We start from the raw sequence: 21,186 nt of genomic DNA on the forward strand, positions 1-21,186 counted from the left end.
GTGATATCCCTGTAGGAGCGGGTTTACCCGCGAATGATGGCCACACAGACTCAAGTGGAACCCCGTACATGCACCAGCAAAACATCCTGTTCGACCTCGACGGCACCCTGACCGACCCACGCCTGGGCATCACTCGCTCGATCCAATACGCCCTGGCCAAGCTGGGCATTGACGAGCCGGATCTGGCCCGCCTGGAACACTTCATCGGCCCACCCCTGTTGCAGGCCTTCATGCAGTTCTACAGCTTCGACGAAGCCAAGGCCTGGGAAGCGGTTAACTTCTATCGCGAGCGTTTCCGGGTGACCGGCCTCTACGAAAACCTGGTATTCGCCGGTGTTCCGGAGTTGCTTGAAGCCCTGAACGGCCAAGGCCGGACGCTGTACATCGCCACCTCCAAACCGTGGGAATTTGCCCGTGAAATTGCCCGGCACTTCGCCTTCGACCACCACTTCAAGGTGATCTACGGCAGCGAGCTGGACGGCACGCGTACCAACAAGGTCGAACTGATTCGCCATTTGCTGGACGAAGAAGGGCTGGACCCGGCGCAGACGCTGATGATCGGTGACCGCAAGCATGACCTGATCGGGGCGCGCAGCAATGGCTTGCAGGCCGTGGCGGTGGGGTATGGGTTTGGTAGCCGGGAAGAATTGATGGCCGAAGAGCCAGCTTTCCACTTTGCCACCTTGACCGAGATGCATCAGGCATTTATCAAAGTTTGAAGGCCATTGGGGCTGCTTTGCAGCCCATCGCGACGCAAGGCCGCTCCTACATTTTCCGGCGTATGCAGGGCCTTTGTAGGAGCGGCCTTGCGTCGCGATGGGCCGCAAAGCGGCCCCAAAATCTCACAGGTTAACCATCAACCTCTGCAACACAGCCTTCCTTTCAGCGACCGGCAACCTTCCCAGTTGCTCAACCCGCTCATAAAACCGCGTCCAGTCCCCATCAACTTTCTTGAACACCGCCGCAAACGCCGGCAGCCACTGGTCATACAACCCAAACGGCAACAACTTGGCATTGTTCATCGGCCCATACACCCAGGCGTCATAACGCTTGTCCCCGCCCCATTGGCCATCACGCAGCTGCCGGTATTCCCGCCTCAACCGCTCAAACTCCGCCTGTTTGGCAATCCGCTTGTGCGCATCATCCAGCGGCCCGGCATAAATCGCCTGCAACCGCTCCCGGCTGGCAAGCACCAGGCGGATGAACTGCTCACGCTGCTGCCCCCGACCCTCACCAACCGCAGCCAGACCACGCGCCACGCGCCATTGCCGCGTACCTTCCTGCTCGACAAACGAGGCAAACGACTCGTTGAACTCGGTGTCGTCCTGCACATAAAAGCGCTGGTGAGCCAGCTCGTGGAAGATCAACGTCGCCAGGCGCTCGTCACCCCAACCCATCATCGACGACAGTATCGGGTCATCAAACCAGCCCAAGGTCGAATAGGCCTCCACCCCACCGACGTACACATCCAGCCCGTTCTGGCGCATCAATGCCGCCGCACCACGCGCCGCGCCTTGCTGGTAGTAGCCGCGATAGGCCACGCAACCTGCAATCGGAAAGCAATGGGTCACCGGCTGCAACGACAGTTCGGGCGTGGCGAATACGTTCCACACCACGTAGGGGCGGCCAAGGTCGGCGTACACCCGGTAGCTGCGGTTGTCGGGCAGTTTCAAGTGCTGGCTGGCAAACGCCCGCGCCTGTTCAGCCTGTTGCAGGTGCGCGCGCAAGGGCGCTGGGGTAGCGGGGTCGGCCACTACCTGCTCCACCGGCTGGCGTGCCCGCAGCAGTTGCCATTGGCCCTCGGCCAGTTGCCCATAGTAGGCAGCACTGCTGCAACCGTTCAGCAGGAGCGCTGCCAGCAGCGGAACAAAACGGGTGAAAACGCGGTCGAGTGCCCCAGGGCCTGAGCGCTGCATAAGAAAAAGTCGAAGCATCCGGGACTGTCTGACTCGCTCAAGGCCGATTCGCTCCAAGACTATCTCGCCAAGGGGGAGTTTCGCCATGCGTGCATTGTTGGTCGCCGGTTCACTGTTGCTGATATCTGCCTGTTCGACGTTGCCAGACCCGGACCCGAACCAGGCCTGGATCGACTTAACCCCCTACGACAACACCTCGCTGGACGCCGTGCAGGTGGATGAGCTCGACTGGGTCGACAGCCGTTACTTCGAAGTACAACCCGGCAGCCACGAGCTGACCGTGCGTTACCAGTTCCCGGTTACCCCCAGCAATATCGGCCCGGTCGACGCGCCGCTGTGGCGCGATTGCCAGGTCAAGCTGACCTTCAAGGACTTCAGCGCCGGGCAGCGTTACCAGCTGCAGGCTGGCAGCATCGGCTTCCGGCCCTGGATCAAACTGTACGACCATCAGCAAAAACTGCTCGGCCAAGGCCTGCCGGCGGGTTGCCAGCGCACCTGAGACGCAAACGGCGCTATGCTTGTAGCGTGTAACTCGCAAGTGGGAGTTTTGCCATGCGCCAGCCCATGATGCTGATCGCCCTCAGTGCACTGGGGGCCTGCGCCAGCCCCTTGCCACCCGTCGACCCCAAGCAGGCCTGGGTCGACCTCTACACCATGACCCCCGGCCGGGTGATCATGGCCGACCGCCTCGACGGCAAGCGCCTGGAGGACGGCCGTTACTTTCAGGTAACGCCGGGCAAGCACGAACTGGTGGTGCGCTTTGATTATGAAATCTACTCGGGGGGCACCCTGACCGAGCCGCGCGACCGTACCTGTTACCTGACCGTACGCTTTGATGACTTCAAGGCTGGCGAGCGTTACCGCCTGGAGGCGCGGGCGCCGGTGATGGAGCCGCAGGTGTTGCTGTATGACGCCAGCCGTACGGTGCTGGTGAACGAGCCCAGCAACGTGTTCTGCATTCCGTGAATCCGGGGCTGCTGCGCAGCCCATCGCGACGCAAGGCCGCTCCTACAAGGGGTACGCAATACCCTGTAGGAGCGGCCTTGCCGGTACGCCGGACCGGTCGGATGGGCCGCAAAGCGGCCCCAACATCTCAAGTCTTACCGATCATTCTTCTGATAAATGATCTTCTTGGTCCCACCATCACAGGTCCCGACCACCATGTTCTGGTCCTTGACCTCGCTGTTGGGCACGATCTCCAGGGTATAGGACGGTACCCCCTGGGCCTGGATCTTCGCTTCGATCTCGGCCTTGAGTTCCTCGCACGGTTTCACCGCCGCCAGCGCAGACGTGGCGACCAGCGAAGCCAACACGGCGATTGCTACGCGAATCATGGAACGGCTCCTGAAAGGGCAGTAGTGCTGCCGACGCTGTTTAGACTACAGCAAACTGCCATCGTTGCGCCGCTTCAGCCTACCAACGCAGCATCCAGGCTGATCTTGGCGTTCAACACCTTGGACACCGGGCAACCTTCCTTCGCCTTGTTGGCAATCTCGAGGAACTGCGCCTCGCTGGCCCCGGGTACCTTGGCCCTTAGCACCAGGTGCACAGCGGTAATTGCAAAACCATCCGCTTGCTTATCGAGGGTCACCTCGGCTGCGGTGTCGATCCGGTCCGCAGTGAGCCCCGCCTCACCAAGCATCATCGACAGCGCCATCGAGAAGCAGCCGGCATGCGCCGCACCCAACAGTTCCTCCGGATTGGTCCCGGGCGTACCCTCGAAGCGAGTATTGAAGCCATATGGGTTCTGCTTGAGTGCGCCGCTTTCGGTAGAAAGCAGGCCCTTGCCGTCCTTCAGGCCACCTTGCCAGATTGCCGATGCTGTTTTTTTCATGATGCCTCCTGGTCACTGGGTTACGTGCTTATGGGTTCAGAGGCGAGCTGCCTACGGCAAGTTCAGCGCAATCGCACAGCAAGCATTGAATCCGCCGAATGTGCCCATACAGAATTGAAAAGGCCTGTGGCCAACCACCTATGCGGAGGCTCCATGACGCAGCTGCGTGACATTAAGATTTCCACCCTCGACCTGGTGCCCGTACGCGCCGACGCAGGCCCGGCGCAATCGCTGCGCAACTCGCTGGACCTGGCGCAGCACGTCGAGCGCTTTGGCTACAACCGCTTCTGGGTGGCCGAACACCACAATATGGACGGTATCGCCAGTTCGGCCACATCGGTGCTGATCGGCTACCTTGCCGGGGGTACCTCGACTATCCGTGTGGGCTCTGGCGGGGTGATGCTGCCCAACCATGCGCCTCTGGTGATCGCCGAGCAGTTCGGCACACTGGCCAGCCTGTACCCGGGGCGCATCGACCTGGGCCTGGGGCGTGCGCCGGGCTCAGACCAGATGACCGCCTATGCCTTGCGCCGTGACCGCGCGGGCGGCCCGGACGATTTCCCGGACGATGTCGAAGAGTTGTCGCGCTACCTCGGGCCACGTACCGATGATCAAAAAGTGATCGCCGTGCCGGGGCACGACACCGATGTGCCGCTGTGGTTGCTCGGTTCCAGCCTGTTCAGCGCCCAGTTGGCCGGCATGCGCGGCATGCCCTACGCCTTCGCTTCGCACTTTGCGCCGCGCTACATGCACGAGGCAATCCGCGTGTACCGCAACCACTTCAAGCCCTCGACCACGCTGGACAAGCCGTATGTGATGCTGGGTGTTCCCATGGTGGTGGCCGAGACGGATGAGCACGCCGAGTACCTGGCTACCTCGGTGTACCAGCGCATTCTCGCGCTGATTCGCGGGCAAAGCCTGATGCAGAAACCGCCGGTGGAAAGCATGGAGGGTTTGTGGCTGCCCCATGAGCGCGATGCGGTAGGGAGCTTCCTGGGGTTGGCGATGATCGGCAACCCGCAAAAGGTGCGGGCCAAAGTCGAGGTGCTGCTGGAGCAGACCGGGGCGGATGAGCTGATCTTTACCTGTGACTTGTACGAGCATGCGGACCGGATCCGGTCCTATGAATTGATGGCGCAGGCTCTCAAGAGCGAGTGAACTTCTTCGCGGGTAAACCCGCTCCCACCGGATTATCACAAGGCCTGAGGTCTCCACCGGCCTGTGGGAGCGGGTTTACCCGCGAATGAAGCCAACACGTTAACCGCGACGGTACACAATCTCCTTGGTACCCGCCTCACAGCTACCAATCACCTTGCCCGCCGGGTCGCCTTTGTCGACGATTTCCAGCTTGTAACCGTTAACGCCCTTGGCATCCAGCTTGGCCGCGATTTCCGCCTTCAATTCTTCGCACGGCTTGCCCGCCGCCAGCGCACCACCGGCCAGGGACATCAGGCCCAGCGCCACAATCAGTTTGTTCATCACTCGCTTTCCTTGTGCAGATGAAATCAGCAGAGGCGCCCCCTAAGGGCGCCCCTGTAGTGATACCCCATCACACCGGGCTCATCCAGCCCGGTATTGTGTCAGCTGTTGGCGATACGGAAGCCGACCTTCAGCGTGACCTGAAAATGCTCGACCTTGTTGTCACGAATGTGTCCGCGGGTGTTGACCACTTCGAACCACTCCAACAGCTTGATGCTCTTGGCCGCTTCGGCCAGGGCGTTCTGAATGGCATCCTCGATGCTGGTGGTCGACGACCCTACCAACTCGATCATTTTGTACGTGTGGTGATCGGACATGTGCACTCTCCTTGAATAACGTTGACCTTGAGCCTAGCAGTGCAGGCCTGGTTTACCTGCGAGCAGGCACAAACGCGGAAAGTTCGATCGCACTTTCGCTTCGCTTGGGAGTCGCAGTCCTTACAGCCCACAACGCGAAGGAGAGTCAACATGCCACGCAACTCGCTGCGCAAGACGTCTTTGGAAAGCATGGAAGCCGAGATCGAAAGCCTTTTGAAGAGCCTGGAGAACCTCAAGCATGACGCCTCGGAGGAGTCCCAGAAGTCGGTAAAGGCCATTCGCAGTAACGCCGAGAGCGCACTTCGTCATTCGCGTAGCCTGCTGAGCGATGCCTACGAGGAAGTGAAGCAGCGCACACGCCAGACCGGCATCGCTACCCGCGATTACGCCCAGGAACATCCGTACACCACGGCAGGGGTTGCCGTCGGTGCGCTGGGCCTGCTGGCTGCCTATCTGCTGTGCAAGCGCAACTAAACACCCTGACCCGCCAATTCGGCGCGTAACCACTGCGCCAACTGCTCGGCGCGCCCATCTGCGGCGCGCCTTGGCACCCACAGCGCCAGCGCGGCTTGGGTCGCCGAAAAACCCCACGGTGCCCGTAACCGGCCTGCGCGCAGGTCATCGGCCACCAGCGGCTGCGGCGCAATCGCCACACCTAACCCGGCAACAGCCGCCTCCAGCAAATAATACAGATGCTCGAATGCCTGGCCATAACGAATGGCACTCGGGTCGAGTTGCTGTGCGGCGACCCACGTAGGCCAAGCCTGCGGGCGCGACGTAGTATGCAGCAGGCTTTCATCCAGCAATGCCTGGGCGTGCGCCCCCTGCAGCCGCTCGAAACCGGCGAAATGCGGGCTCAATACTGGCCCGATGCGTTCTTCAGCCAAAACATGCACCTGCATATCTGCCGGCCATGGTGGCTCGGCATACACCAGCAATGCATCCAGCCCCGGCCGCCGTGGGTCGAGGTCACCTTCACCCGCCGACAAGTGCAGGCGCAACTCCGGCAGGTCCGCCTGAAGCCGCCCCAGCCGAGGGATGAACCAGCGCGCCAGCAAGCTGCCGGAGCAGCCCAGCACGAACGGCGCTTCGCTGACATCGCGGCTCAACTCGGAACACACGCTGCGCAGGCGGTCGAAGGCCTCGCCACTGGCATCGCGCAGGCGCACACCGGCATCTGTGAGTTTGATGCCACGCCCGTCCTTGACGAACAAGGCCACGCCCAGGTGCTCCTCAAGTACTTTGATCTGCCGGCTGACGGCGCCATGGGTGACGTGCAGCGCTTCAGCCGCCTGGCTGACGCTGTTGAGCCGGGCGGTCGCCTCGAAGGCGCGCAGGGCGTTCAGGGGAGGGAGGTCGTGGGCCATGTTACCTGTGAGTTTTTCTGACAAGTTAACGCAATCTTATCGGTTTTCAGCCGGGCTTGCCCTGGTTAGAGTAAAGCCCATCACTCATTCATTACGCCCTGGAGCGCCCCATGACCCAGTCCCAATACCGCCCCGGCCCCGACGCCAACGGCCTGTTCGGCTCGTTCGGCGGCCGCTACGTGGCCGAAACCTTGATGCCACTGGTGCTGGACTTGGCCCGCGAGTACGAAGCGGCCAAAGCCGACCCCAAGTTCCTTGAAGAGCTGGCCTACTTCCAGCGCGACTACATCGGCCGCCCCAACCCGCTGTACTTCGCCGAGCGCCTGACCGAGCACTGCGGCGGCGCCAAGATCTTCTTCAAGCGTGAAGAACTCAACCACACCGGCGCGCACAAGGTGAACAACTGCATCGGCCAGGTGCTGCTGGCCAAGCGCATGGGCAAAAAGCGCCTGATCGCCGAAACCGGCGCCGGCATGCACGGCGTGGCTACCGCCACCGTCGCTGCCCGCTTCGGCCTGCCTTGCGTGATCTACATGGGCGCCACCGACATCGAGCGCCAGCAGGCCAACGTGTTCCGCATGAAGCTGCTGGGCGCCGAGATCGTGCCGGTTACCGCCGGCACCGGCACCCTGAAAGACGCCATGAACGAAGCCCTGCGCGACTGGGTCACCAACGTCGACGACACCTTCTACCTGATCGGTACCGTGGCTGGCCCACACCCGTACCCAGCCATGGTCCGTGACTTCCAGTCGATCATCGGCAAGGAAACCCGCGCCCAGTTGCAAGAGAAGGAAGGCCGCCTGCCAGACAGCCTGGTTGCCTGCGTCGGTGGTGGCTCCAACGCCATGGGCCTGTTCCATGAGTTCCTCGAAGAGCCAAGCGTACAGATCATCGGCGTCGAAGCCGGTGGCCACGGCGTGAACACCGACAAGCACGCGGCCAGCCTGAACGGCGGCGTACCGGGTGTGCTGCACGGCAACCGTACCTACCTGCTGCAGGACGAAGACGGCCAGATCACCGACGCCCACTCGATTTCCGCAGGCCTCGACTACCCGGGCATCGGCCCGGAGCACGCCTACCTGCACGAAGTGAAGCGCGTGGAATACGTCAGCATCACTGATGACGAGGCGCTGGACGCATTCCATGCCTGCTGCCGCCTGGAAGGCATCATCCCGGCCCTGGAAAGCTCCCACGCCCTGGCCGAAGCGATCAAGCGCGCACCAAAGCTGCCCAAGGACCACCTGATGGTGATCTGCCTGTCGGGCCGCGGTGACAAAGACATGCAAACCGTCATGAGCCACATGGCCGCCCAGGAGAAACAGGCATGAGCCGTCTTGAACAACGTTTCGCCGAGCTGAAAGCCGAAGGCCGCTCGGCGCTGGTCACCTTCGTCACCGCAGGCGACCCAGGCTACGACGCCTCGCTGCAGATCCTCAAGGGCCTGCCGGCCGCTGGCGCCGACGTGATCGAACTGGGCATGCCGTTCACCGACCCGATGGCCGATGGCGTGGCGATTCAGCTGGCCACCCTGCGCGCCCTGGAAGCTGGCCAGACCTTGGCCAAGACCCTGCAGATGGTTCGCGAATTCCGTGTGGATAACCAGACCACGCCGATCGTGCTGATGGGCTACTACAACCCGATCCACCGCTTTGGCGTGGAAAAGTTCGTGGCTGAGGCCAAGCAAGCCGGCGTCGATGGCCTGATCATCGTCGACCTGCCGCCAGAGCATGACGCCGAGCTGGCCACCCCGGCCCAGGCTGTGGGCATCGACTTCATCCGCCTGACCACTCCGACCACCGACGACGCGCGCCTGCCGCGCGTGCTGGAGCGCAGCTCCGGGTTTGTCTACTACGTATCGGTGGCCGGCGTGACCGGTGCCGGCTCGGCGACCACCGAGCACGTGACCGAGGCCATTGCCCGCCTGCGTCGGCATACCGACCTGCCGATCAGCGTAGGTTTCGGCATTCGTACGCCAGAGCAGGCGGCGAACATCGCCCGCTTGGCCGATGGTGTGGTGGTGGGGTCGGCGCTGGTCGACAAGATTGCCCAGGCCAAGACTGGGGAGCAGGCGGTGAGCGATGTATTGAGCCTGTGTTCGGCATTGGCTGAAGGGGTGCGTGGCGCTCGTCGCTAATCCGCGTCGCCTGATTCGCGGGTAAACCCGCTCCTACAAGGCCCTGTAGGAGCGGGTTTACCCGCGAAGAGGTCAGCACAGGCTACCTCAATCTACCCCCCAAAAATCGACAGATCCAAAGGCCGCACAGCCCCCATCCAGATCGCATGATCGCGGTGGTCCGCCAGTTCGTCCCCGGTCAGCGGGTGCATGAACACCACCAAGCCCTTCCGATACAGCGCCAACCAAGGCAGCACTACCCCGACATACTCCGGCTCGAACGCCAGCTGGCAGCTCCAGTCCGGGTGCGGCCCTACCGGTTTCTGATGCATGCGGCCCATGGTTACCGGAAACAGCCGCGCCGCTTCCTCGCACAGTTCACGGGCCTGCTCCATGGTCGCTGCGTCGTAATACACGTGGGCGTGATAACCCTTGATCCTCTGCACGATAACTCCTGATTGCGGTCCAACCATCACCACCTGCAAAGGGAGTGATGCAGTGAAAAACGCCGAAACCCCAGTGTTCAAGCTGGTCCTGTTCGGGCCTGAGTGCAGCCTGGGCAGTGCCCTGATGGTCGAACTGCTGTCGCGCCAGCACGAGGTCACTGCCGTGGTCGAAGACCTCAACCGCCATGCCCCGCGCCCGGGCCTGCATTTCAAGATAGGCGGGCTGGGCAATGCCGACCAAGCGGAGCAGGGCGCGGCAGGCGGTTCGGCGGTGATTGCCTTGCTGCCTGCGTTGGCGCCCGGCGACTTGCCGGGGCAGGCACGCTTGAGCGAGGCGCTGCTGACGGGGCTGAAGCGTACGACTATACGCCGGCTGTTGCTGGTGGGCGATTTCGCTGTGCTGGATGAGCCAGGCAAGTACAGCGAGGCAGAGCGGGAGTGTGTGGACCAGGTGGTGGACGGGTTACAGCGCAGTGCCTTGCACTGGACGTTGATCAATGCGCCGCAGGAGCTGCCCGGGTTGGGCATGGAGCATTTTCGCAGTACCGAGGGCACGCTTGAGCCGGGATTGGCTGAGCCGTTGCGGCACCTGGCCAGGGTCGCGGCGGGGATGGCGGATATGCTGGAGCTGGATTTGCACCGGGGCGAGCATCTCAACTTCGTGGTCTAGATTGCCGGGGCTGCTTTGCAGCCCATCGCCGGCAAGCCAGCTCCCACAGGGACGGGTGTTTCAGGCAACACAGTCTCTGCGGCAATGCCACCACTGTCAGATTGGCACCTTTCCTGTGGGAGCTGGCTTGCCGGCGATGGGCCGCAAAGCGGCCCGAAAATCTCAAAGGCTGCGCTCATGCTCCAGCCAATCCACAAACCGCTCGATCAACGCTCCACGCCGCTTGCGTGGCGGCAACACCGCGTAATACCCGCGCGCCGAGCGCAAACTCCCCTCCAACGGCCGGCATAGCAACCCTTGCTCCACCAACCCATCCACCAGGTGACCCCAACCGATAGCCACCCCCTGCCCAGCGATCGCCGCCTGGATCAGCAACGTGTAGTTATCGAACCGCAACTGCCCCGTCGGCGGCGGGCTGGCCACGCCAAACCCGCGAAACACGCCCGCCCAGTCAAACCAGCGGCTAGCCTGCTCGCCCTTCAAGTGCAGCAAGGGCAACCGTTGCAAAGCCACGGCTGACAAGGGTTTGCCATGAGTCAGCCGGGGGCTGCACACCGGGAAAACCTCCTCATCGAATAGCCAACGGCTCTCGCCCTGGTGAAAGCGCCCGTCGCCAAATAGCACCGCTACATCAATGTCCGGCCGCAACATGCCCTGGCTGCGCTCACCGGTGACCAGGCTCACGTCCACCTGTGGATAAGCCTCGTGAAAACGCTGCAGCCGTGGCATCAGCCAGAACGCCGCAAAAGCGAAGTCGGTAGCCACCTGCAGCACTTCGCGCTGGCCCCGCCCACTGGCCTGGGCGATGCCGTCCTCCATGGCCTGCAGGCCTTGATGAACCTGTTCGAACAGCACCTGGCCAGCCTCGGTCAGCTCGATACCCCGGTAAATGCGGTCGAACAGGCGCGTGTCCAACTGTGCCTCCAGCCGTTTGACTTGCTGGCTTACCGCCGGCTGCGTAGTACCCAGTTCCAGCGCCGCAGCGGTAAAGCCACGCAACCGTGCGGCGGCCTCGAACACACGCAAGCTATCCAGCGACAACTTGGCAAGGTGGTCAAACATAAGCAGGGCTAATCCCAGTCATTGCCCGCCATGGGCTTTACCCATGTTATCCACAGTCGCATCTTGATAGGCAAGCGGTACGCATAACCCTCAACGATGGATGCCACCATGACGCGCCCGAATATCCTGTTCATCATGGCCGACCAGATGGCCGCACCCTTGCTGCCGATCTACGGCCCGTCGCCAATCCAGATGCCACACCTGAGCCGCCTGGCCGAACAGGCCGTGGTGTTCGATTCGGCCTACTGCAACAGCCCGCTGTGTGCCCCGTCGCGCTTCACCTTGGTCAGCGGCCAGTTGCCCAGCCGTATAGGCGCCTACGACAACGCTGCCGATTTCCCCGCCGACATCCCGACCTACGCCCATTACCTGCGCCGCCTGGGCTATCGCACTGCGCTGTCGGGCAAGATGCACTTCTGCGGCCCGGACCAGCTGCACGGCTACGAAGAACGCCTGACCAGCGACATCTACCCGGCCGACTACGGCTGGGCGGTGAACTGGGATGAACCGGACGTGCGCCCAAGCTGGTACCACAACATGTCCTCGGTGCTGCAGGCCGGGCCATGCGTGCGCACCAATCAGCTGGATTTCGATGAAGAGGTGGTGTTCAAGGCGCGCCAGTACCTGTACGACCATGTGCGTGAAAACGATGGCCGGCCATTCTGCCTGACCGTGTCGATGACCCACCCGCACGACCCGTACACTATCCCCAAGCGCTACTGGAATCGCTATGAGGGTGTGGATATCCCCATGCCCCGTGCCGAATTCAGCCAGTCAGAACTCGACCCGCATTCGCAGCGCCTGCTCAAAGTCTACGACCTGTGGAACAAGCCGCTGCCTGTGGACAAGATCCGCGATGCCCGCCGCGCCTACTTCGGCGCTTGCAGCTACATCGACGACAACATCGGCCAGCTACTGCAAACCTTGGAGGAATGCGGCCTGGCCGACGACACCCTGATCGTGTTCTCTGGCGACCACGGCGACATGCTTGGCGAGCGTGGCCTCTGGTACAAAATGCACTGGTTCGAGATGTCCGCGCGGGTGCCACTGCTGGTCCACGCACCGAAGCGCTTTGCCGCTGGCCGGATCAGCGCCTCGGTCTCGACCTGCGACCTGCTACCAACCCTGGTCGAACTGGCTGGCGGCTCTGTGGATAAAGACCTGCACCTGGACGGCCGCTCGCTGCTCGGCCACCTGCAAGGGCACGGCGGCCACGACGAGGTGATCGGCGAGTACATGGCCGAAGGCACCGTCGGACCACTGATGATGATCCGCCGCGGGCCTTACAAATTCGTGTACAGCGAAGATGACCCTTGCCTACTCTATGACCTGAGCCGCGACCCGCACGAGCGGGAGAACCTCACCGGCAGCCCGGACCACCAGGCGCTGCTGCAGGCATTTGTCGATGAAGCACAGCAGCGTTGGGATATCCCCAGCCTGCGCCAGCAGGTACTGGCCAGCCAACGGCGCCGCCGCCTGGTGGCCGAGGCGCTGGCCATCGGCAAGCTGAAAAGCTGGGACCACCAACCGCTGGTGGACGCCAGCCAACAGTACATGCGCAACCACATCGATCTCGACGACCTCGAGCGCAAGGCACGTTATCCACAGCCCGCACCCCTGGATTGAGAAGAGAGGCCGTCATGCACAAGTTCTCCGCCGCCGTATTCACCCTGGCCTTGGGCCTGGGTGCCGCCACGGCCCACGCCGCCGACAGCGACGCACAATGCAGTACCGTGAAAATGGCCGACCCCGGCTGGAGCGACATCGCCACGACCAATGCCGTAGCCCGCCTATTGCTGGAAAGCCTGGGCTACCAAGTGAAGATCGACAGCCTGGCGGTGCCAATCATCTACGGCGGCCTCAAGGACGGCAGGGTCGATGCCTTCCTTGGCAACTGGATGCCGGCGCAGCAGGGCTTCCATGACAAGTTCATCGCCAATGGCGATGTGCAGCAGCTGTCGCGCAACCTGGAGGGAACCGAATTTACCCTGGCAGTGCCCGACTATGTGTGGAATGCCGGGGTAAAGGACTTCGCCGACCTGCAGAAGCACGCCGACCCGTTCGACAGGAAGCTGTACGGGATTGGCTCCGGCGCACCGGCCAACCTTTCGCTGAAGGAAATCATCGACAAGAATGAGTTCAACCTCGGCCAGTGGAAGCTGGTGGAGTCCAGCGAACAGGCGATGCTGACCCAAGTCGACCGGGCGGTGAAGAAGCAGCAGTTCATCACCTTCCTTGGATGGACTCCGCACCCGATGAACGTGAAGTTGAAGATGCATTACCTGACGGGCGGGGAAAAGTGGTTCGGCAGCAAGGGCGAGGTGTACACCCTGACCCGCAAGGGTTATTCACAAGCCTGCCCGAATGCAGCGAAGCTGCTGGGTAACCTGAATTTCACACTCGACATGGAAAACGCCATCATGGCCGAGGTTGTGGACAAGAAGATCAGCTTCGATGAAGCGGCCAAGGCTTGGGTGAAAGCGCATCCAGCGTTGCTGGAAGGATGGTTGGCTGGGGTGACGACCAAGGCCGATGGCAATGCCCTGGAGGCTGTCAAAGCCAAGCTGTAATCTCAGACGTGACGCGCCCCATTGTAGGAGCGGGTTTACCCGCGAATGCTGCAGTGAATGTACCGCCGCATTCGCGGGTAAACCCGCTCCTACAATGGGACAGTGTACCTTCGGAACTGTGGATATCTCATGCATCGCCTCTTCCACCTGCTGCCCTTCCTCTCCTGGCTCCCCCGCCAATCGGGCCGCAGCCTGCGCCAGGATCTGCTAGTCGGCCTGAGCGGTGCCATCCTCGCCCTGCCGCAATCCATCGCCTACGCCCTGATCGCCGGCCTGCCCGCCGAGTACGGCCTGTACGCCGCCATCGTACCGGTGCTGATCGCCTGCCTGTGGGGTTCGTCCTGGCACTTGATCTGTGGCCCGACCGCGGCCATCTCCATCGTCCTCTACGCCAGCATCAGCCCCCTGGCCGTCGCCGGCAGTGCCGACTACGTGACCTTGGTGTTGCTGCTGACCTTCCTTGGCGGCATCTTCCAATTGCTGCTGGGGTTACTGCGCTTCGGCGCGCTGGTCAATTTCGTCTCGCATTCCGTGGTGCTCGGTTTCACCCTCGGTGCCGCCATCGTCATCGCCCTGGGCCAATTACCCAACCTGCTGGGCATGGACCTGCCCAGCCAGGCCACGGCGCTGAAGACCGTGCAAGACCTGGCCAGCCACGCCGGTGAGGTCCACCTGCCGTCGCTGGCCCTCGGCCTGGCCACCGTAATAATCGGCGTAGCGTTCAAACTCTGGCGCCCGCGCTGGCCGAGCCTGTTGATAAGCCTGATGCTGGTCAGCCTGTTGGCCTGGCTGCTGCCGGGCTACTTTGGCCATGTGCAGCGGGTAGCGGTGTTCACCGGGCAACTGCCGCCGTTCAGCCCGCTGCCGTTGCTGGACGTGGAACTGATATTGCGCCTGCTGCCCAGCGCCGTGGCGGTGGGCATGCTGGGGCTGGTCACCAGTCTGTCGATTGCCCGCTCGCTGTCAGCGCGTTCGGAACAACTGATCGACCCCGACCAGGAAATTCGCGCACAAGGCCTGTCGAACATTGCCGGGGCATTTTTCTCTGGCTACCTGTCTGCCGGCTCCTTCACCCGTTCGGGCCTGAGCTATGAGGCCGGTGCCCGTTCGCCGATGGCCGGGGTGTTCTCGGCGCTGTGGGTGGCGCTGTTCGCCGTTGTCGGCGCCGGGGTGATCGCACACCTGCCCATTCCGGCCATGGCAGGCAGCATTCTGTTGATCTGCTGGGGGTTGGTGGACCACCGCGGGATTCGTGCGCTGTTCCGGGTCAGCCGTTCGGAGTTTCTGGTAATGGCGCTGACGGCGGCGGCGACCTTGTTGCTGGAGCTGCAGACAGCAATCTACGCCGGGGTGCTGGCGTCGCTGTTCTTCTATTTGAAGCGCACCTCACGGCCACGGGTGCAGCAGAGCCGTGAAGGGGAGGCGGATGTGCTGCGGGTGGGCGGGTCGATCTTCTTTGGCGCAGCGCATTACCTGCAGGTGCGCTTGCAGCGCTGCCAGGGGCCACATGTGGTGATCGATGCGCGGCAGGTGAATTTTATCGATTACTCGGGTGTGGATATGTTGCACCGCGAGGCGCGGCGGTTGGGGCGGATGGGGGGGAGCTTGACCTTGCATCGGGCGAGGCCGCAGGTGATTGAAGAATTGCAGAAGCTGGAAGGGGTGGAGCTGTGCCCGATCCGGTTTGAAGAATGAGGTTGGGTTGAGATCTTGGGGCTGCTTTGCAGCCCATCGCGACGCAAGGCCGCTCCTACAGGGGACCGCGCCAGCAAGTATTTCGCGGTCTTTGTAGGAGCGGCCTTGTGTCGCGATGGGCCGCAAAGCGGCCCCAAATTCTCAGCCCCGAGCCAATTGCCGGCGTAGTTCAGCCAAAACCGGCGCCGTATCCGGCCTAACCCCACGCCAGATAAAGAACGCCTCAGCCGCCTGCTCAGCCAGCATCCCTAACCCATCCAGCACCTTGGCCGCGCCCAGCTTCTCGGCCCACTGGCAAAACGGCGTCGGTTCCTTGCCATACATCATGTCGTAGCAGACCGTGCGCCCCGCCTCAACCAAACTGTCGGCAATCGGCGGCAATTCCCCGGCCAAACTCGCCGAAGTGGCATTGATGATCACATCCACCGGCTCCTGCAACCAGGCAAACCCACTGGCTACCACCGGCCCTAGTGCATCGAACTCACGCGCCAGCTGCTCGGCCTTTTCCACGGTACGGTTGGCAATCACCAGCGATTGCGGCTTGTGCGCCAGGATCGGCTCCAGCACGCCACGCACTGCACCACCGGCACCGAGGATCAGAATTCGCTTGCCCACCAGCTCGACCCCTGCATTCACCGTCAGGTCACGCACCAGGCCGGCGCCATCGGTGTTGTCACCCTGCAAGGTGCCATCAGCCAGCTTGCTCAGCGTGTTCACGGCGCCAGCACGCTGGGCCCGTGGGGTCAGGCTGTCGCACAGGCGGTAAGCCTCTTCCTTGAACGGCACAGTGACATTGCCACCGCTGCCTTGCTTGAAGAAGCCGCGTGCGCAGTCGCTGAACTCGTCCAGCGGCGCCAGCAGGGTGGCATATTCCAGGTCTTCACCGGTCTGCTCGGCGAACAGGCGGTGGATCAGCGGCGACTTGCTGTGGCCGATCGGGTTGCCAAAAACGACGTACTGGTCCATGACGGCTCCTTGGTTGTGCACAGGCTTACTGGCCGAGCCAGTCGCGGTCTTGCAGGAAGTACTCGGTCAGGCGCGCTTCTTCACTGCCGGGCGCGGCCTTCCAGTCGTAGCCCCAGCGCACCTGCGGCGGCAGCGACATGAGGATTGATTCGGTGCGGCCGCCGGACTGCAGGCCGAACAGGGTGCCACGGTCGTAGACCAGGTTGAACTCCACGTAGCGGCCGCGGCGGTATTCCTGGAACTCGCGTTGCTGCGAGGTGTAGGGCGTGTCCTTGCGGCGCTGGATGATCGGCAGGTAGGCATCGACGTAGGCATCGCCGATGGCGCGGATGAAGGCGAAGCAGGTGTCGAAGTCCCACTCGTTCAGGTCATCGAAGAACAGGCCGCCGATGCCGCGAGGCTCGCCCCTATGCTTGAGGTGGAAATAGCGGTCGCACCAGGCCTTGTAGCGCGGGTACACGTCGGCGCCGAACGGCGCGCAGGCCTGCTCGGCCACGCGGTGCCAGTGGATGCAGTCTTCTTCATTGCCGTAATACGGGGTCAGGTCGAAGCCGCCGCCGAACCACCACACCGCCTCTTCACCTTCCTTCTCGGCGATGAAAAAGCGCACGTTGGCGTGGGACGTGGGCACATGCGGGTTGTGCGGGTGGATCACCAGCGACACCCCCAGCGCCTCGAAACCACGGCCCGCCAGTTCAGGGCGGTGGGCACTGGCCGACGGTGGCAGGCCGGCGCCGAACACGTGGGAGAAGTTGACCCCGCCTTTCTCGATCAGCTTGCCGTCGCCGATCACCCGCGTGCGGCCCCCGCCACCGGCTTCGCGCACCCAGGCGTCCTCGACGAAGCGGGCGCCGCCGTCTTCGCTTTCGAGGGCAGAGCAGATGCGGTCTTGCAGGTCGAGCAGGTAGGCTTTCACGGCCTCGGTGCGGCTAGTCATCGGGTCACCAGGAACGGGCAGGGAAGAATTCGCCGCGTAGCATACCACCGCCAGCCCGCGCGCCGCAGTTGACGGCGATCAAGCAAAGGCGTCCGATAGAAGGCCTTTTCCCGATCCCGACGACAGGAGTGCGAGATGGCCAAGCGTATCCAGTTCAGCCAGCATGGCGGCCCGGAAGTGCTGCAGTTTGTGGAATTCGAACCCGCCCCGCCCGGGCCACAGCAGGTGCGCGTGCGCAACCATGCAATCGGCCTGAACTTCATCGACACCTACTTCCGCAGCGGGCTCTATGCACCGCCATCCCTGCCTTCGGGCCTGGGTACCGAAGCGGCGGGCGTGGTCGAGGCTGTGGGCGAGGGCGTGACCCGGCTGAAGGTCGGTGACCGCGTGGCCCATGCCGGCGGCCCGCTGGGCGCTTACAGCGAGGTGCATACGGTGCCGGAGGCCAACCTGGTCAAGCTGCCCGACAATATCAGCTTCGAGCAGGCAGCGGCGGTGATGCTCAAGGGTTTGACCGTGCAGTACCTGCTGAAGCAGACCTATGAGGTGAAGGCGGGTGACGTGATCCTGTTCCATGCCGCAGCGGGTGGCGTGGGTTCGCTGGCGTGCCAGTGGGCCAAGGCGCTGGGGGCCAGGTTGATCGGCACCGTGAGCTCTGCCGAGAAGGCCGAGCGGGCCAAGGCGTTGGGCGCATGGGCGACCATCGACTACAGCCAAGAAGATGTGGCCAAACGGGTGTTGGAACTGACCGACGGCAAGAAATGCCCGGTGGTGTATGACGGTGTGGGTGCCGATACCTGGCTGACCTCGCTGGACTGCCTGCAGCCGCGTGGGTTGATGGTGAGCTTTGGCAATGCCTCGGGTGCGGTGAGCGGGGTGAACCTGGGGATTCTGGCGCAGAAGGGCTCGCTGTATGTGACCCGGCCGACGCTGGCGACCTATGCGAATAATGCCGAGAACACCCAGGCCATGGCGGATGACCTGTTTGCGATGATTGGCAATGGCAAGCTGGTGGTGGATATCCAGCAAAGGTATCCGTTGAGTGAGGCGGCCAAGGCGCAGGCTGAGCTGTCGGCGCGGCGGACTGTAGGATCGACTGTACTGATCCCCTGAGCCAGACACATTCCCTGTGGGAGCGGGCATGCCCGCGAAGCAGCCACCGCGGTGTATGGCACCGGCTTCACCGGTGTTCGCGGGTGAACCCGCTCCCACAAGTGCTGTTTCGGCCTTGAGTACGGCGTTATCCGATTGGGATTGGGTTTGCCAGCAAAGGCGGGGCATGATCAATCGTCGTAGTGATATCGGCACTGCAAGATTGTCATCTGCCCACCTTCGAAGAGGTAGACCAACCGATGTTCGCGAGTAATACGACGAGACCAGAATCCTGAAAGGTCGCCCTTGAGTGGCTCAGGCTTGCCGGTGCCTTTGAAAGGAGTACGCAGGCACTCCTTGATCAGGGCGTTGATCGTCGTAAACACATCAGTGTCAGCATCTTTCCAATGGCAGTAGTCTTCCCAACCTTCTGAAGTAAACGCAACGCTTACAGAATTGCGAGCTTCAGTCTTGTTGCGTTGTTTTGACTTCATGTTCATCTATGGGCAGCTCATGGGTAGCAGCTTTACCCGACCGCAGCTGATCAATGGATGCGCGCAAGCGCTTGGCATTGGCTGAAGAACCCAGCAGGTACATGGTCTCTTGCATGCCGTTGTAGTCCTCAAGCGAGATCATGACCACCGGCTCACCGCGCTGGCGCGTAATGATCGCGGGTTCGTGATCCCGACATACATCATCCATCGTCTGCTTCAGGTCGGCGCGAGCCTGGCTAAAAGTCAGTACATGCATTTCTTCAAATCCTTTCCAGGCAGGACCTGGATCAGGTTTTTCTCGACCCAGGCAGCACTGCTGAATGGGCAATAGGCTTGGTGGCTTCTGCTTATGAATTTGACAGATACCCAGCACAAACATTGTACAAGCCTAGGTACAAACCTCAACATCCCGTTGTCGGGAGTCTCGAGCGTTCAAAGCATAAAACGGATGCCAAGCGGCAGGCAGGTGATGACCTGCTATAGCGTTCGTAGGAGGTTTCTGTGAGGGCAGGCCAACATGCCCCCACAGCCACAGAATCGATCTTTAGTGAAAACGCTACCTCTGTGGTGGCCGGCTTGTTGGGGTTGGTGACGACTCGATGCCATCGAGTATCGACTCCACCAATCCTTCAGCCAGTTCAATGGAATGCAGGCTCGACCAATACATGCCACGACCCTCTTCGCGCAGGTATTCCAGGGCTTTGGAGCCCGTCTCATAGGCGCCGCGCAGGTACAGGGCTACATGGACCAGGGCGTCCTCGGCGGAAATGTTCGGGTTTACGGTAAACAGCGGTTCGTGGCCGGCATCGCAGCGGCCAAAGGGGCGGGTGGAGGTGCAGGGTAGGGGTGGATCTGGAACCATTTTCTTCATCATTAGATCTCCGCTCATGGCTTCACCCAGTCGTTACCACACGAATGGGTGGCAGCTGTACGCAGGGTGGTAAACCGGGTGGGAGATCTAAAACCCAGCAGGCACGAAGCCTCCTGCGAACAGCCGCCATGGACTGCCAAGATCACCCTGAACCCGGGTTACCACACCCGATCGCCAAGTTATTCGGCGACGGTTTAAGCCTAAGGGCAGAGGTTCCCACTGAGAAGGTGATGGCAGGGGACGCGGCTCGTAGGATATTTCCCAAGCCGCAAGCTGGACAGCCATTTTGGCAAAATCAGAAAAGCCTGACTCCACCGCCCCGGGTCGTGTCTGGGTGCAAAGCGCTCGCCGACAGAGATTCATCGCCTAAGAGATCGAGCGCCGCCCGCGCGGCGCTTCGCGGGACAAGCCCGCTCCCACATCTGTTTCGGGCCAATTATTCCTGTGCCAGATGGGTTGCTGCCTTGGAGCATGGCTGGAGATGGTTGAAGAGCTGTTGCCCACCCCTGATATCGAATGGGACAAACAAGGCGGACAGAGGTGGCCTCACAGGAGTGACTGGCCCGAAACAGATGTGGGAGCGGGCTTGTCCCGCGAAGCGCCGCGCGGGCGGCGCTCGATCGCATAGGCACCCATCATCTTAAGGCAAGCGCCCGTCAGCCCTTACTGCTTAACTGACTGGTTTTAGACCGAAGCCCGTGCCATCCACAGATGGTTGCCTGGGCTGGCCTCCTCGCGGGTAACCCGCTCCCACAGGATTTCCTGCCACATTTGTGGATATGTGTTTAGCCCGGCCGCACAACCTCACCAGTAGCCAGGTTGCGAATGACACTCGGATTCTTCCTTCCACCCAAGGCCCCACCCAACACCAGATCCAGCTGCCCATGGAAGTACTGCTCCACCCGCAACCGGGTCTTCGCCGCCGGGCGCCCGCCCGGGTTGCACGAGGTGGAAATCAATGGCCCGACCAACGCACACAGTTCACGCACCACCGGGTGGTCGCTGACACGCAGCGCCACGGTGTCATGCTGCCCGGTCACCCACTCGGGCAACAGGTCCTGGTGCGGTACCAGCCAGGTGTTCGGCCCCGGCCAGGTGCTCCCCATGCGATCAATCCAGTCTTCGGGGAAATCCTCGAACAGGAAGTCGAACTGGCGGATGTTGTCGGCAATCAGGATCAGCCCTTTATCCACAGGCCGCGATTTCAGCGCCAGCAGGCGGTACACCGCGTCCTCGTTCCAGGGGTCGCAGCCCAGGCCCCAGACCGCTTCCGTCGGGTAGGCGATCACTGCGCCCGCCCGGATCTCACGTGCGGCTTGTTGCACACGAAAACTGCTCACCATTGCTGTTACTCCGC

General features: G+C 62.2%; 26 protein-coding genes. 12 read left to right on the top strand and 14 right to left on the bottom strand.

Translation table 11 applies throughout. From position 1 onward, the window contains the following. Positions 1 to 68 precede the first annotated feature (68 nt). Positions 69 to 719, top strand: a complete 651-nt coding sequence (locus ACI2KG_RS12405; RefSeq protein WP_404662112.1) for an HAD family hydrolase — start codon at positions 69 to 71, stop codon at positions 717 to 719. A gap of 123 nt (positions 720 to 842) precedes the next feature. On the opposite strand, the gene ACI2KG_RS12410 is transcribed toward ACI2KG_RS12405, so the two are convergent. After that, on the bottom strand, positions 843 to 1,916 hold the full coding sequence (locus tag ACI2KG_RS12410) for an aminopeptidase (RefSeq protein WP_404662113.1): 1,074 nt from the start codon (positions 1,914 to 1,916) through the stop codon (positions 843 to 845). Positions 1,917 to 2,001: 85 nt separating this feature from the next. Between ACI2KG_RS12410 and ACI2KG_RS12415 the strand changes: the two genes are divergently transcribed. Together ACI2KG_RS12415 and ACI2KG_RS12420 are read left to right on the top strand one after the other, a co-directional pair. Next, complete coding sequence (locus ACI2KG_RS12415; protein ID WP_404662114.1) at positions 2,002 to 2,415, top strand: hypothetical protein; 414 nt, start codon at positions 2,002 to 2,004, stop codon at positions 2,413 to 2,415. A 53-nt stretch (positions 2,416 to 2,468) separates the two neighbouring features. Continuing rightward, a complete protein-coding gene (locus tag ACI2KG_RS12420; protein ID WP_404662115.1) occupies positions 2,469 to 2,882 on the top strand; it encodes a hypothetical protein in 414 nt (137 codons plus the stop codon). A 134-nt stretch (positions 2,883 to 3,016) separates the two neighbouring features. On the opposite strand, the gene ACI2KG_RS12425 is transcribed toward ACI2KG_RS12420, so the two are convergent. Next, positions 3,017 to 3,250 (bottom strand): DUF1161 domain-containing protein, encoded by a 234-nt coding sequence (locus ACI2KG_RS12425; protein WP_046615292.1) that lies wholly within the window; start codon positions 3,248 to 3,250, stop codon positions 3,017 to 3,019. Between the two features lie 74 nt (positions 3,251 to 3,324). Then, the gene (locus ACI2KG_RS12430; RefSeq protein WP_400613073.1) at positions 3,325 to 3,750 is read right to left on the bottom strand and encodes an OsmC family protein; all 426 of its coding nucleotides are present in this window, start codon (positions 3,748 to 3,750) and stop codon (positions 3,325 to 3,327) included. 153 nt (positions 3,751 to 3,903) lie between these two features. Between ACI2KG_RS12430 and ACI2KG_RS12435 the strand changes: the two genes are divergently transcribed. Further along, the gene (locus ACI2KG_RS12435) at positions 3,904 to 4,908 is read left to right on the top strand and encodes an LLM class flavin-dependent oxidoreductase (protein ID WP_404662116.1); all 1,005 of its coding nucleotides are present in this window, start codon (positions 3,904 to 3,906) and stop codon (positions 4,906 to 4,908) included. A gap of 99 nt (positions 4,909 to 5,007) precedes the next feature. Here the strand turns inward: ACI2KG_RS12435 and ACI2KG_RS12440 are convergent, their stop codons facing one another. Then, complete coding sequence (locus ACI2KG_RS12440) at positions 5,008 to 5,229, bottom strand: DUF1161 domain-containing protein (protein ID WP_400613068.1); 222 nt, start codon at positions 5,227 to 5,229, stop codon at positions 5,008 to 5,010. Between the two features lie 101 nt (positions 5,230 to 5,330). Then, on the bottom strand, positions 5,331 to 5,546 hold the full coding sequence (locus ACI2KG_RS12445; RefSeq protein WP_400613066.1) for a dodecin: 216 nt from the start codon (positions 5,544 to 5,546) through the stop codon (positions 5,331 to 5,333). 150 nt (positions 5,547 to 5,696) lie between these two features. Between ACI2KG_RS12445 and ACI2KG_RS12450 the strand changes: the two genes are divergently transcribed. After that, positions 5,697 to 6,020, top strand: coding sequence for a YqjD family protein (locus ACI2KG_RS12450; RefSeq protein WP_404662117.1), 324 nt, complete (start codon positions 5,697 to 5,699; stop codon positions 6,018 to 6,020). Here ACI2KG_RS12450 and ACI2KG_RS12455 read toward each other — a convergent pair. After that, positions 6,017 to 6,913, bottom strand: coding sequence for a LysR family transcriptional regulator (locus ACI2KG_RS12455; protein ID WP_404662118.1), 897 nt, complete (start codon positions 6,911 to 6,913; stop codon positions 6,017 to 6,019). The genes ACI2KG_RS12450 and ACI2KG_RS12455 overlap by 4 nt on opposite strands. Positions 6,914 to 7,023: 110 nt before the next feature. Between ACI2KG_RS12455 and trpB the strand changes: the two genes are divergently transcribed. Together trpB and trpA are read left to right on the top strand one after the other, a co-directional pair. Then, positions 7,024 to 8,241 carry a tryptophan synthase subunit beta gene (gene trpB / locus ACI2KG_RS12460; protein ID WP_404662119.1) on the top strand — a complete coding sequence of 406 codons (1,218 nt, stop codon included), beginning with the start codon at positions 7,024 to 7,026 and terminating at the stop codon, positions 8,239 to 8,241. Further along, positions 8,238 to 9,047: a tryptophan synthase subunit alpha gene (gene trpA, locus ACI2KG_RS12465; protein WP_404662120.1), complete on the top strand. Its 810-nt coding sequence runs from the start codon at positions 8,238 to 8,240 to the stop codon at positions 9,045 to 9,047. The genes trpB and trpA overlap by 4 nt, the downstream gene beginning before the upstream one ends. A 92-nt stretch (positions 9,048 to 9,139) precedes the next feature. Here trpA and ACI2KG_RS12470 read toward each other — a convergent pair whose 3' ends face one another. Further along, positions 9,140 to 9,472, bottom strand: coding sequence for a DOPA 4,5-dioxygenase family protein (locus tag ACI2KG_RS12470; RefSeq protein ID WP_403200446.1), 333 nt, complete (start codon positions 9,470 to 9,472; stop codon positions 9,140 to 9,142). Between the two features lie 52 nt (positions 9,473 to 9,524). Here ACI2KG_RS12470 and ACI2KG_RS12475 point away from each other — a divergent pair, with 52 nt between their 5' ends. Further along, a complete protein-coding gene (locus tag ACI2KG_RS12475) occupies positions 9,525 to 10,142 on the top strand; it encodes an NAD(P)-dependent oxidoreductase (RefSeq protein ID WP_404662121.1) in 618 nt (205 codons plus the stop codon). Between the two features lie 162 nt (positions 10,143 to 10,304). Here ACI2KG_RS12475 and ACI2KG_RS12480 read toward each other — a convergent pair whose 3' ends face one another. Then, complete coding sequence (locus ACI2KG_RS12480) at positions 10,305 to 11,204, bottom strand: choline sulfate utilization transcriptional regulator (RefSeq protein WP_404662122.1); 900 nt, start codon at positions 11,202 to 11,204, stop codon at positions 10,305 to 10,307. Positions 11,205 to 11,312: 108 nt separating this feature from the next. Here ACI2KG_RS12480 and betC point away from each other — a divergent pair, with 108 nt between their 5' ends. From betC to ACI2KG_RS12495, 3 genes are all read left to right on the top strand, one after another. After that, positions 11,313 to 12,830: a choline-sulfatase gene (gene betC, locus ACI2KG_RS12485; protein ID WP_404662123.1), complete on the top strand. Its 1,518-nt coding sequence runs from the start codon at positions 11,313 to 11,315 to the stop codon at positions 12,828 to 12,830. A 14-nt stretch (positions 12,831 to 12,844) separates the two neighbouring features. Beyond that, positions 12,845 to 13,774, top strand: coding sequence for a choline ABC transporter substrate-binding protein (gene choX / locus ACI2KG_RS12490; protein ID WP_404662124.1), 930 nt, complete (start codon positions 12,845 to 12,847; stop codon positions 13,772 to 13,774). A 129-nt stretch (positions 13,775 to 13,903) separates the two neighbouring features. Further along, a complete protein-coding gene (locus ACI2KG_RS12495; protein WP_404662125.1) occupies positions 13,904 to 15,469 on the top strand; it encodes a SulP family inorganic anion transporter in 1,566 nt (521 codons plus the stop codon). A 141-nt stretch (positions 15,470 to 15,610) separates the two neighbouring features. Here ACI2KG_RS12495 and aroE read toward each other — a convergent pair whose 3' ends face one another. Together aroE and hemF are read right to left on the bottom strand one after the other, a co-directional pair. Continuing rightward, the gene (aroE, locus tag ACI2KG_RS12500; protein WP_404662126.1) at positions 15,611 to 16,435 is read right to left on the bottom strand and encodes a shikimate dehydrogenase; all 825 of its coding nucleotides are present in this window, start codon (positions 16,433 to 16,435) and stop codon (positions 15,611 to 15,613) included. Positions 16,436 to 16,460: 25 nt separating this feature from the next. After that, complete coding sequence (gene hemF, locus ACI2KG_RS12505) at positions 16,461 to 17,372, bottom strand: oxygen-dependent coproporphyrinogen oxidase (protein ID WP_404662127.1); 912 nt, start codon at positions 17,370 to 17,372, stop codon at positions 16,461 to 16,463. Positions 17,373 to 17,507: 135 nt separating this feature from the next. On the opposite strand from hemF, the gene ACI2KG_RS12510 reads away from it, so the two are divergent. After that, positions 17,508 to 18,485: an NADPH:quinone reductase gene (locus tag ACI2KG_RS12510; protein ID WP_404662128.1), complete on the top strand. Its 978-nt coding sequence runs from the start codon at positions 17,508 to 17,510 to the stop codon at positions 18,483 to 18,485. A 170-nt stretch (positions 18,486 to 18,655) separates the two neighbouring features. On the opposite strand, the gene ACI2KG_RS12515 is transcribed toward ACI2KG_RS12510, so the two are convergent. The 4 genes from ACI2KG_RS12515 to ACI2KG_RS12530 form a co-directional block, all read right to left on the bottom strand. After that, on the bottom strand, positions 18,656 to 18,964 hold the full coding sequence (locus tag ACI2KG_RS12515) for a Txe/YoeB family addiction module toxin (RefSeq protein WP_400740548.1): 309 nt from the start codon (positions 18,962 to 18,964) through the stop codon (positions 18,656 to 18,658). After that, positions 18,930 to 19,214: a type II toxin-antitoxin system Phd/YefM family antitoxin gene (locus tag ACI2KG_RS12520; RefSeq protein ID WP_172286922.1), complete on the bottom strand. Its 285-nt coding sequence runs from the start codon at positions 19,212 to 19,214 to the stop codon at positions 18,930 to 18,932. Before ACI2KG_RS12520 ends, ACI2KG_RS12515 begins: the two co-directional genes overlap by 35 nt. 300 nt (positions 19,215 to 19,514) lie before the next feature. Next, positions 19,515 to 19,832, bottom strand: coding sequence for a hypothetical protein (locus ACI2KG_RS12525; RefSeq protein ID WP_404662144.1), 318 nt, complete (start codon positions 19,830 to 19,832; stop codon positions 19,515 to 19,517). Positions 19,833 to 20,614: 782 nt separating this feature from the next. Beyond that, positions 20,615 to 21,172 (bottom strand): L-threonylcarbamoyladenylate synthase, encoded by a 558-nt coding sequence (locus ACI2KG_RS12530; protein ID WP_011953122.1) that lies wholly within the window; start codon positions 21,170 to 21,172, stop codon positions 20,615 to 20,617. Positions 21,173 to 21,186: the final 14 nt, after the last annotated feature.

Origin of the sequence: Pseudomonas sp. NPDC089407, assembly GCF_044900445.1 — a bacterium.
Taxonomy (GTDB): domain Bacteria; phylum Pseudomonadota; class Gammaproteobacteria; order Pseudomonadales; family Pseudomonadaceae; genus Aquipseudomonas.

Bases quoted from the DNA above. Each gene is read 5' to 3' on its own strand.
- ACI2KG_RS12515 (WP_400740548.1), bottom strand. From the start codon at position 18,964: ATGAACATGAAGTCAAAACAACGCAACAAGACTGAAGCTCGCAATTCT.
- ACI2KG_RS12425 (WP_046615292.1), bottom strand. From the start codon at position 3,250: ATGATTCGCGTAGCAATCGCCGTGTTGGCTTCGCTGGTCGCCACGTCT.
- ACI2KG_RS12450 (WP_404662117.1), top strand. From the start codon at position 5,697: ATGCCACGCAACTCGCTGCGCAAGACGTCTTTGGAAAGCATGGAAGCC.
- ACI2KG_RS12435 (WP_404662116.1), top strand. From the start codon at position 3,904: ATGACGCAGCTGCGTGACATTAAGATTTCCACCCTCGACCTGGTGCCC.
- trpA (WP_404662120.1), top strand. From the start codon at position 8,238: ATGAGCCGTCTTGAACAACGTTTCGCCGAGCTGAAAGCCGAAGGCCGC.
- aroE (WP_404662126.1), bottom strand. From the start codon at position 16,435: ATGGACCAGTACGTCGTTTTTGGCAACCCGATCGGCCACAGCAAGTCG.
- ACI2KG_RS12510 (WP_404662128.1), top strand. From the start codon at position 17,508: ATGGCCAAGCGTATCCAGTTCAGCCAGCATGGCGGCCCGGAAGTGCTG.
- ACI2KG_RS12405 (WP_404662112.1), top strand. From the start codon at position 69: ATGCACCAGCAAAACATCCTGTTCGACCTCGACGGCACCCTGACCGAC.
- ACI2KG_RS12440 (WP_400613068.1), bottom strand. From the start codon at position 5,229: ATGAACAAACTGATTGTGGCGCTGGGCCTGATGTCCCTGGCCGGTGGT.
- betC (WP_404662123.1), top strand. From the start codon at position 11,313: ATGACGCGCCCGAATATCCTGTTCATCATGGCCGACCAGATGGCCGCA.
- ACI2KG_RS12480 (WP_404662122.1), bottom strand. From the start codon at position 11,204: ATGTTTGACCACCTTGCCAAGTTGTCGCTGGATAGCTTGCGTGTGTTC.
- ACI2KG_RS12415 (WP_404662114.1), top strand. From the start codon at position 2,002: ATGCGTGCATTGTTGGTCGCCGGTTCACTGTTGCTGATATCTGCCTGT.
- ACI2KG_RS12525 (WP_404662144.1), bottom strand. From the start codon at position 19,832: ATGATGAAGAAAATGGTTCCAGATCCACCCCTACCCTGCACCTCCACC.
- ACI2KG_RS12520 (WP_172286922.1), bottom strand. From the start codon at position 19,214: ATGCATGTACTGACTTTTAGCCAGGCTCGCGCCGACCTGAAGCAGACG.
- hemF (WP_404662127.1), bottom strand. From the start codon at position 17,372: ATGACTAGCCGCACCGAGGCCGTGAAAGCCTACCTGCTCGACCTGCAA.
- ACI2KG_RS12445 (WP_400613066.1), bottom strand. From the start codon at position 5,546: ATGTCCGATCACCACACGTACAAAATGATCGAGTTGGTAGGGTCGTCG.
- ACI2KG_RS12410 (WP_404662113.1), bottom strand. From the start codon at position 1,916: ATGCAGCGCTCAGGCCCTGGGGCACTCGACCGCGTTTTCACCCGTTTT.
- ACI2KG_RS12430 (WP_400613073.1), bottom strand. From the start codon at position 3,750: ATGAAAAAAACAGCATCGGCAATCTGGCAAGGTGGCCTGAAGGACGGC.
- ACI2KG_RS12455 (WP_404662118.1), bottom strand. From the start codon at position 6,913: ATGGCCCACGACCTCCCTCCCCTGAACGCCCTGCGCGCCTTCGAGGCG.
- trpB (WP_404662119.1), top strand. From the start codon at position 7,024: ATGACCCAGTCCCAATACCGCCCCGGCCCCGACGCCAACGGCCTGTTC.
- ACI2KG_RS12530 (WP_011953122.1), bottom strand. From the start codon at position 21,172: ATGGTGAGCAGTTTTCGTGTGCAACAAGCCGCACGTGAGATCCGGGCG.
- choX (WP_404662124.1), top strand. From the start codon at position 12,845: ATGCACAAGTTCTCCGCCGCCGTATTCACCCTGGCCTTGGGCCTGGGT.
- ACI2KG_RS12420 (WP_404662115.1), top strand. From the start codon at position 2,469: ATGCGCCAGCCCATGATGCTGATCGCCCTCAGTGCACTGGGGGCCTGC.
- ACI2KG_RS12495 (WP_404662125.1), top strand. From the start codon at position 13,904: ATGCATCGCCTCTTCCACCTGCTGCCCTTCCTCTCCTGGCTCCCCCGC.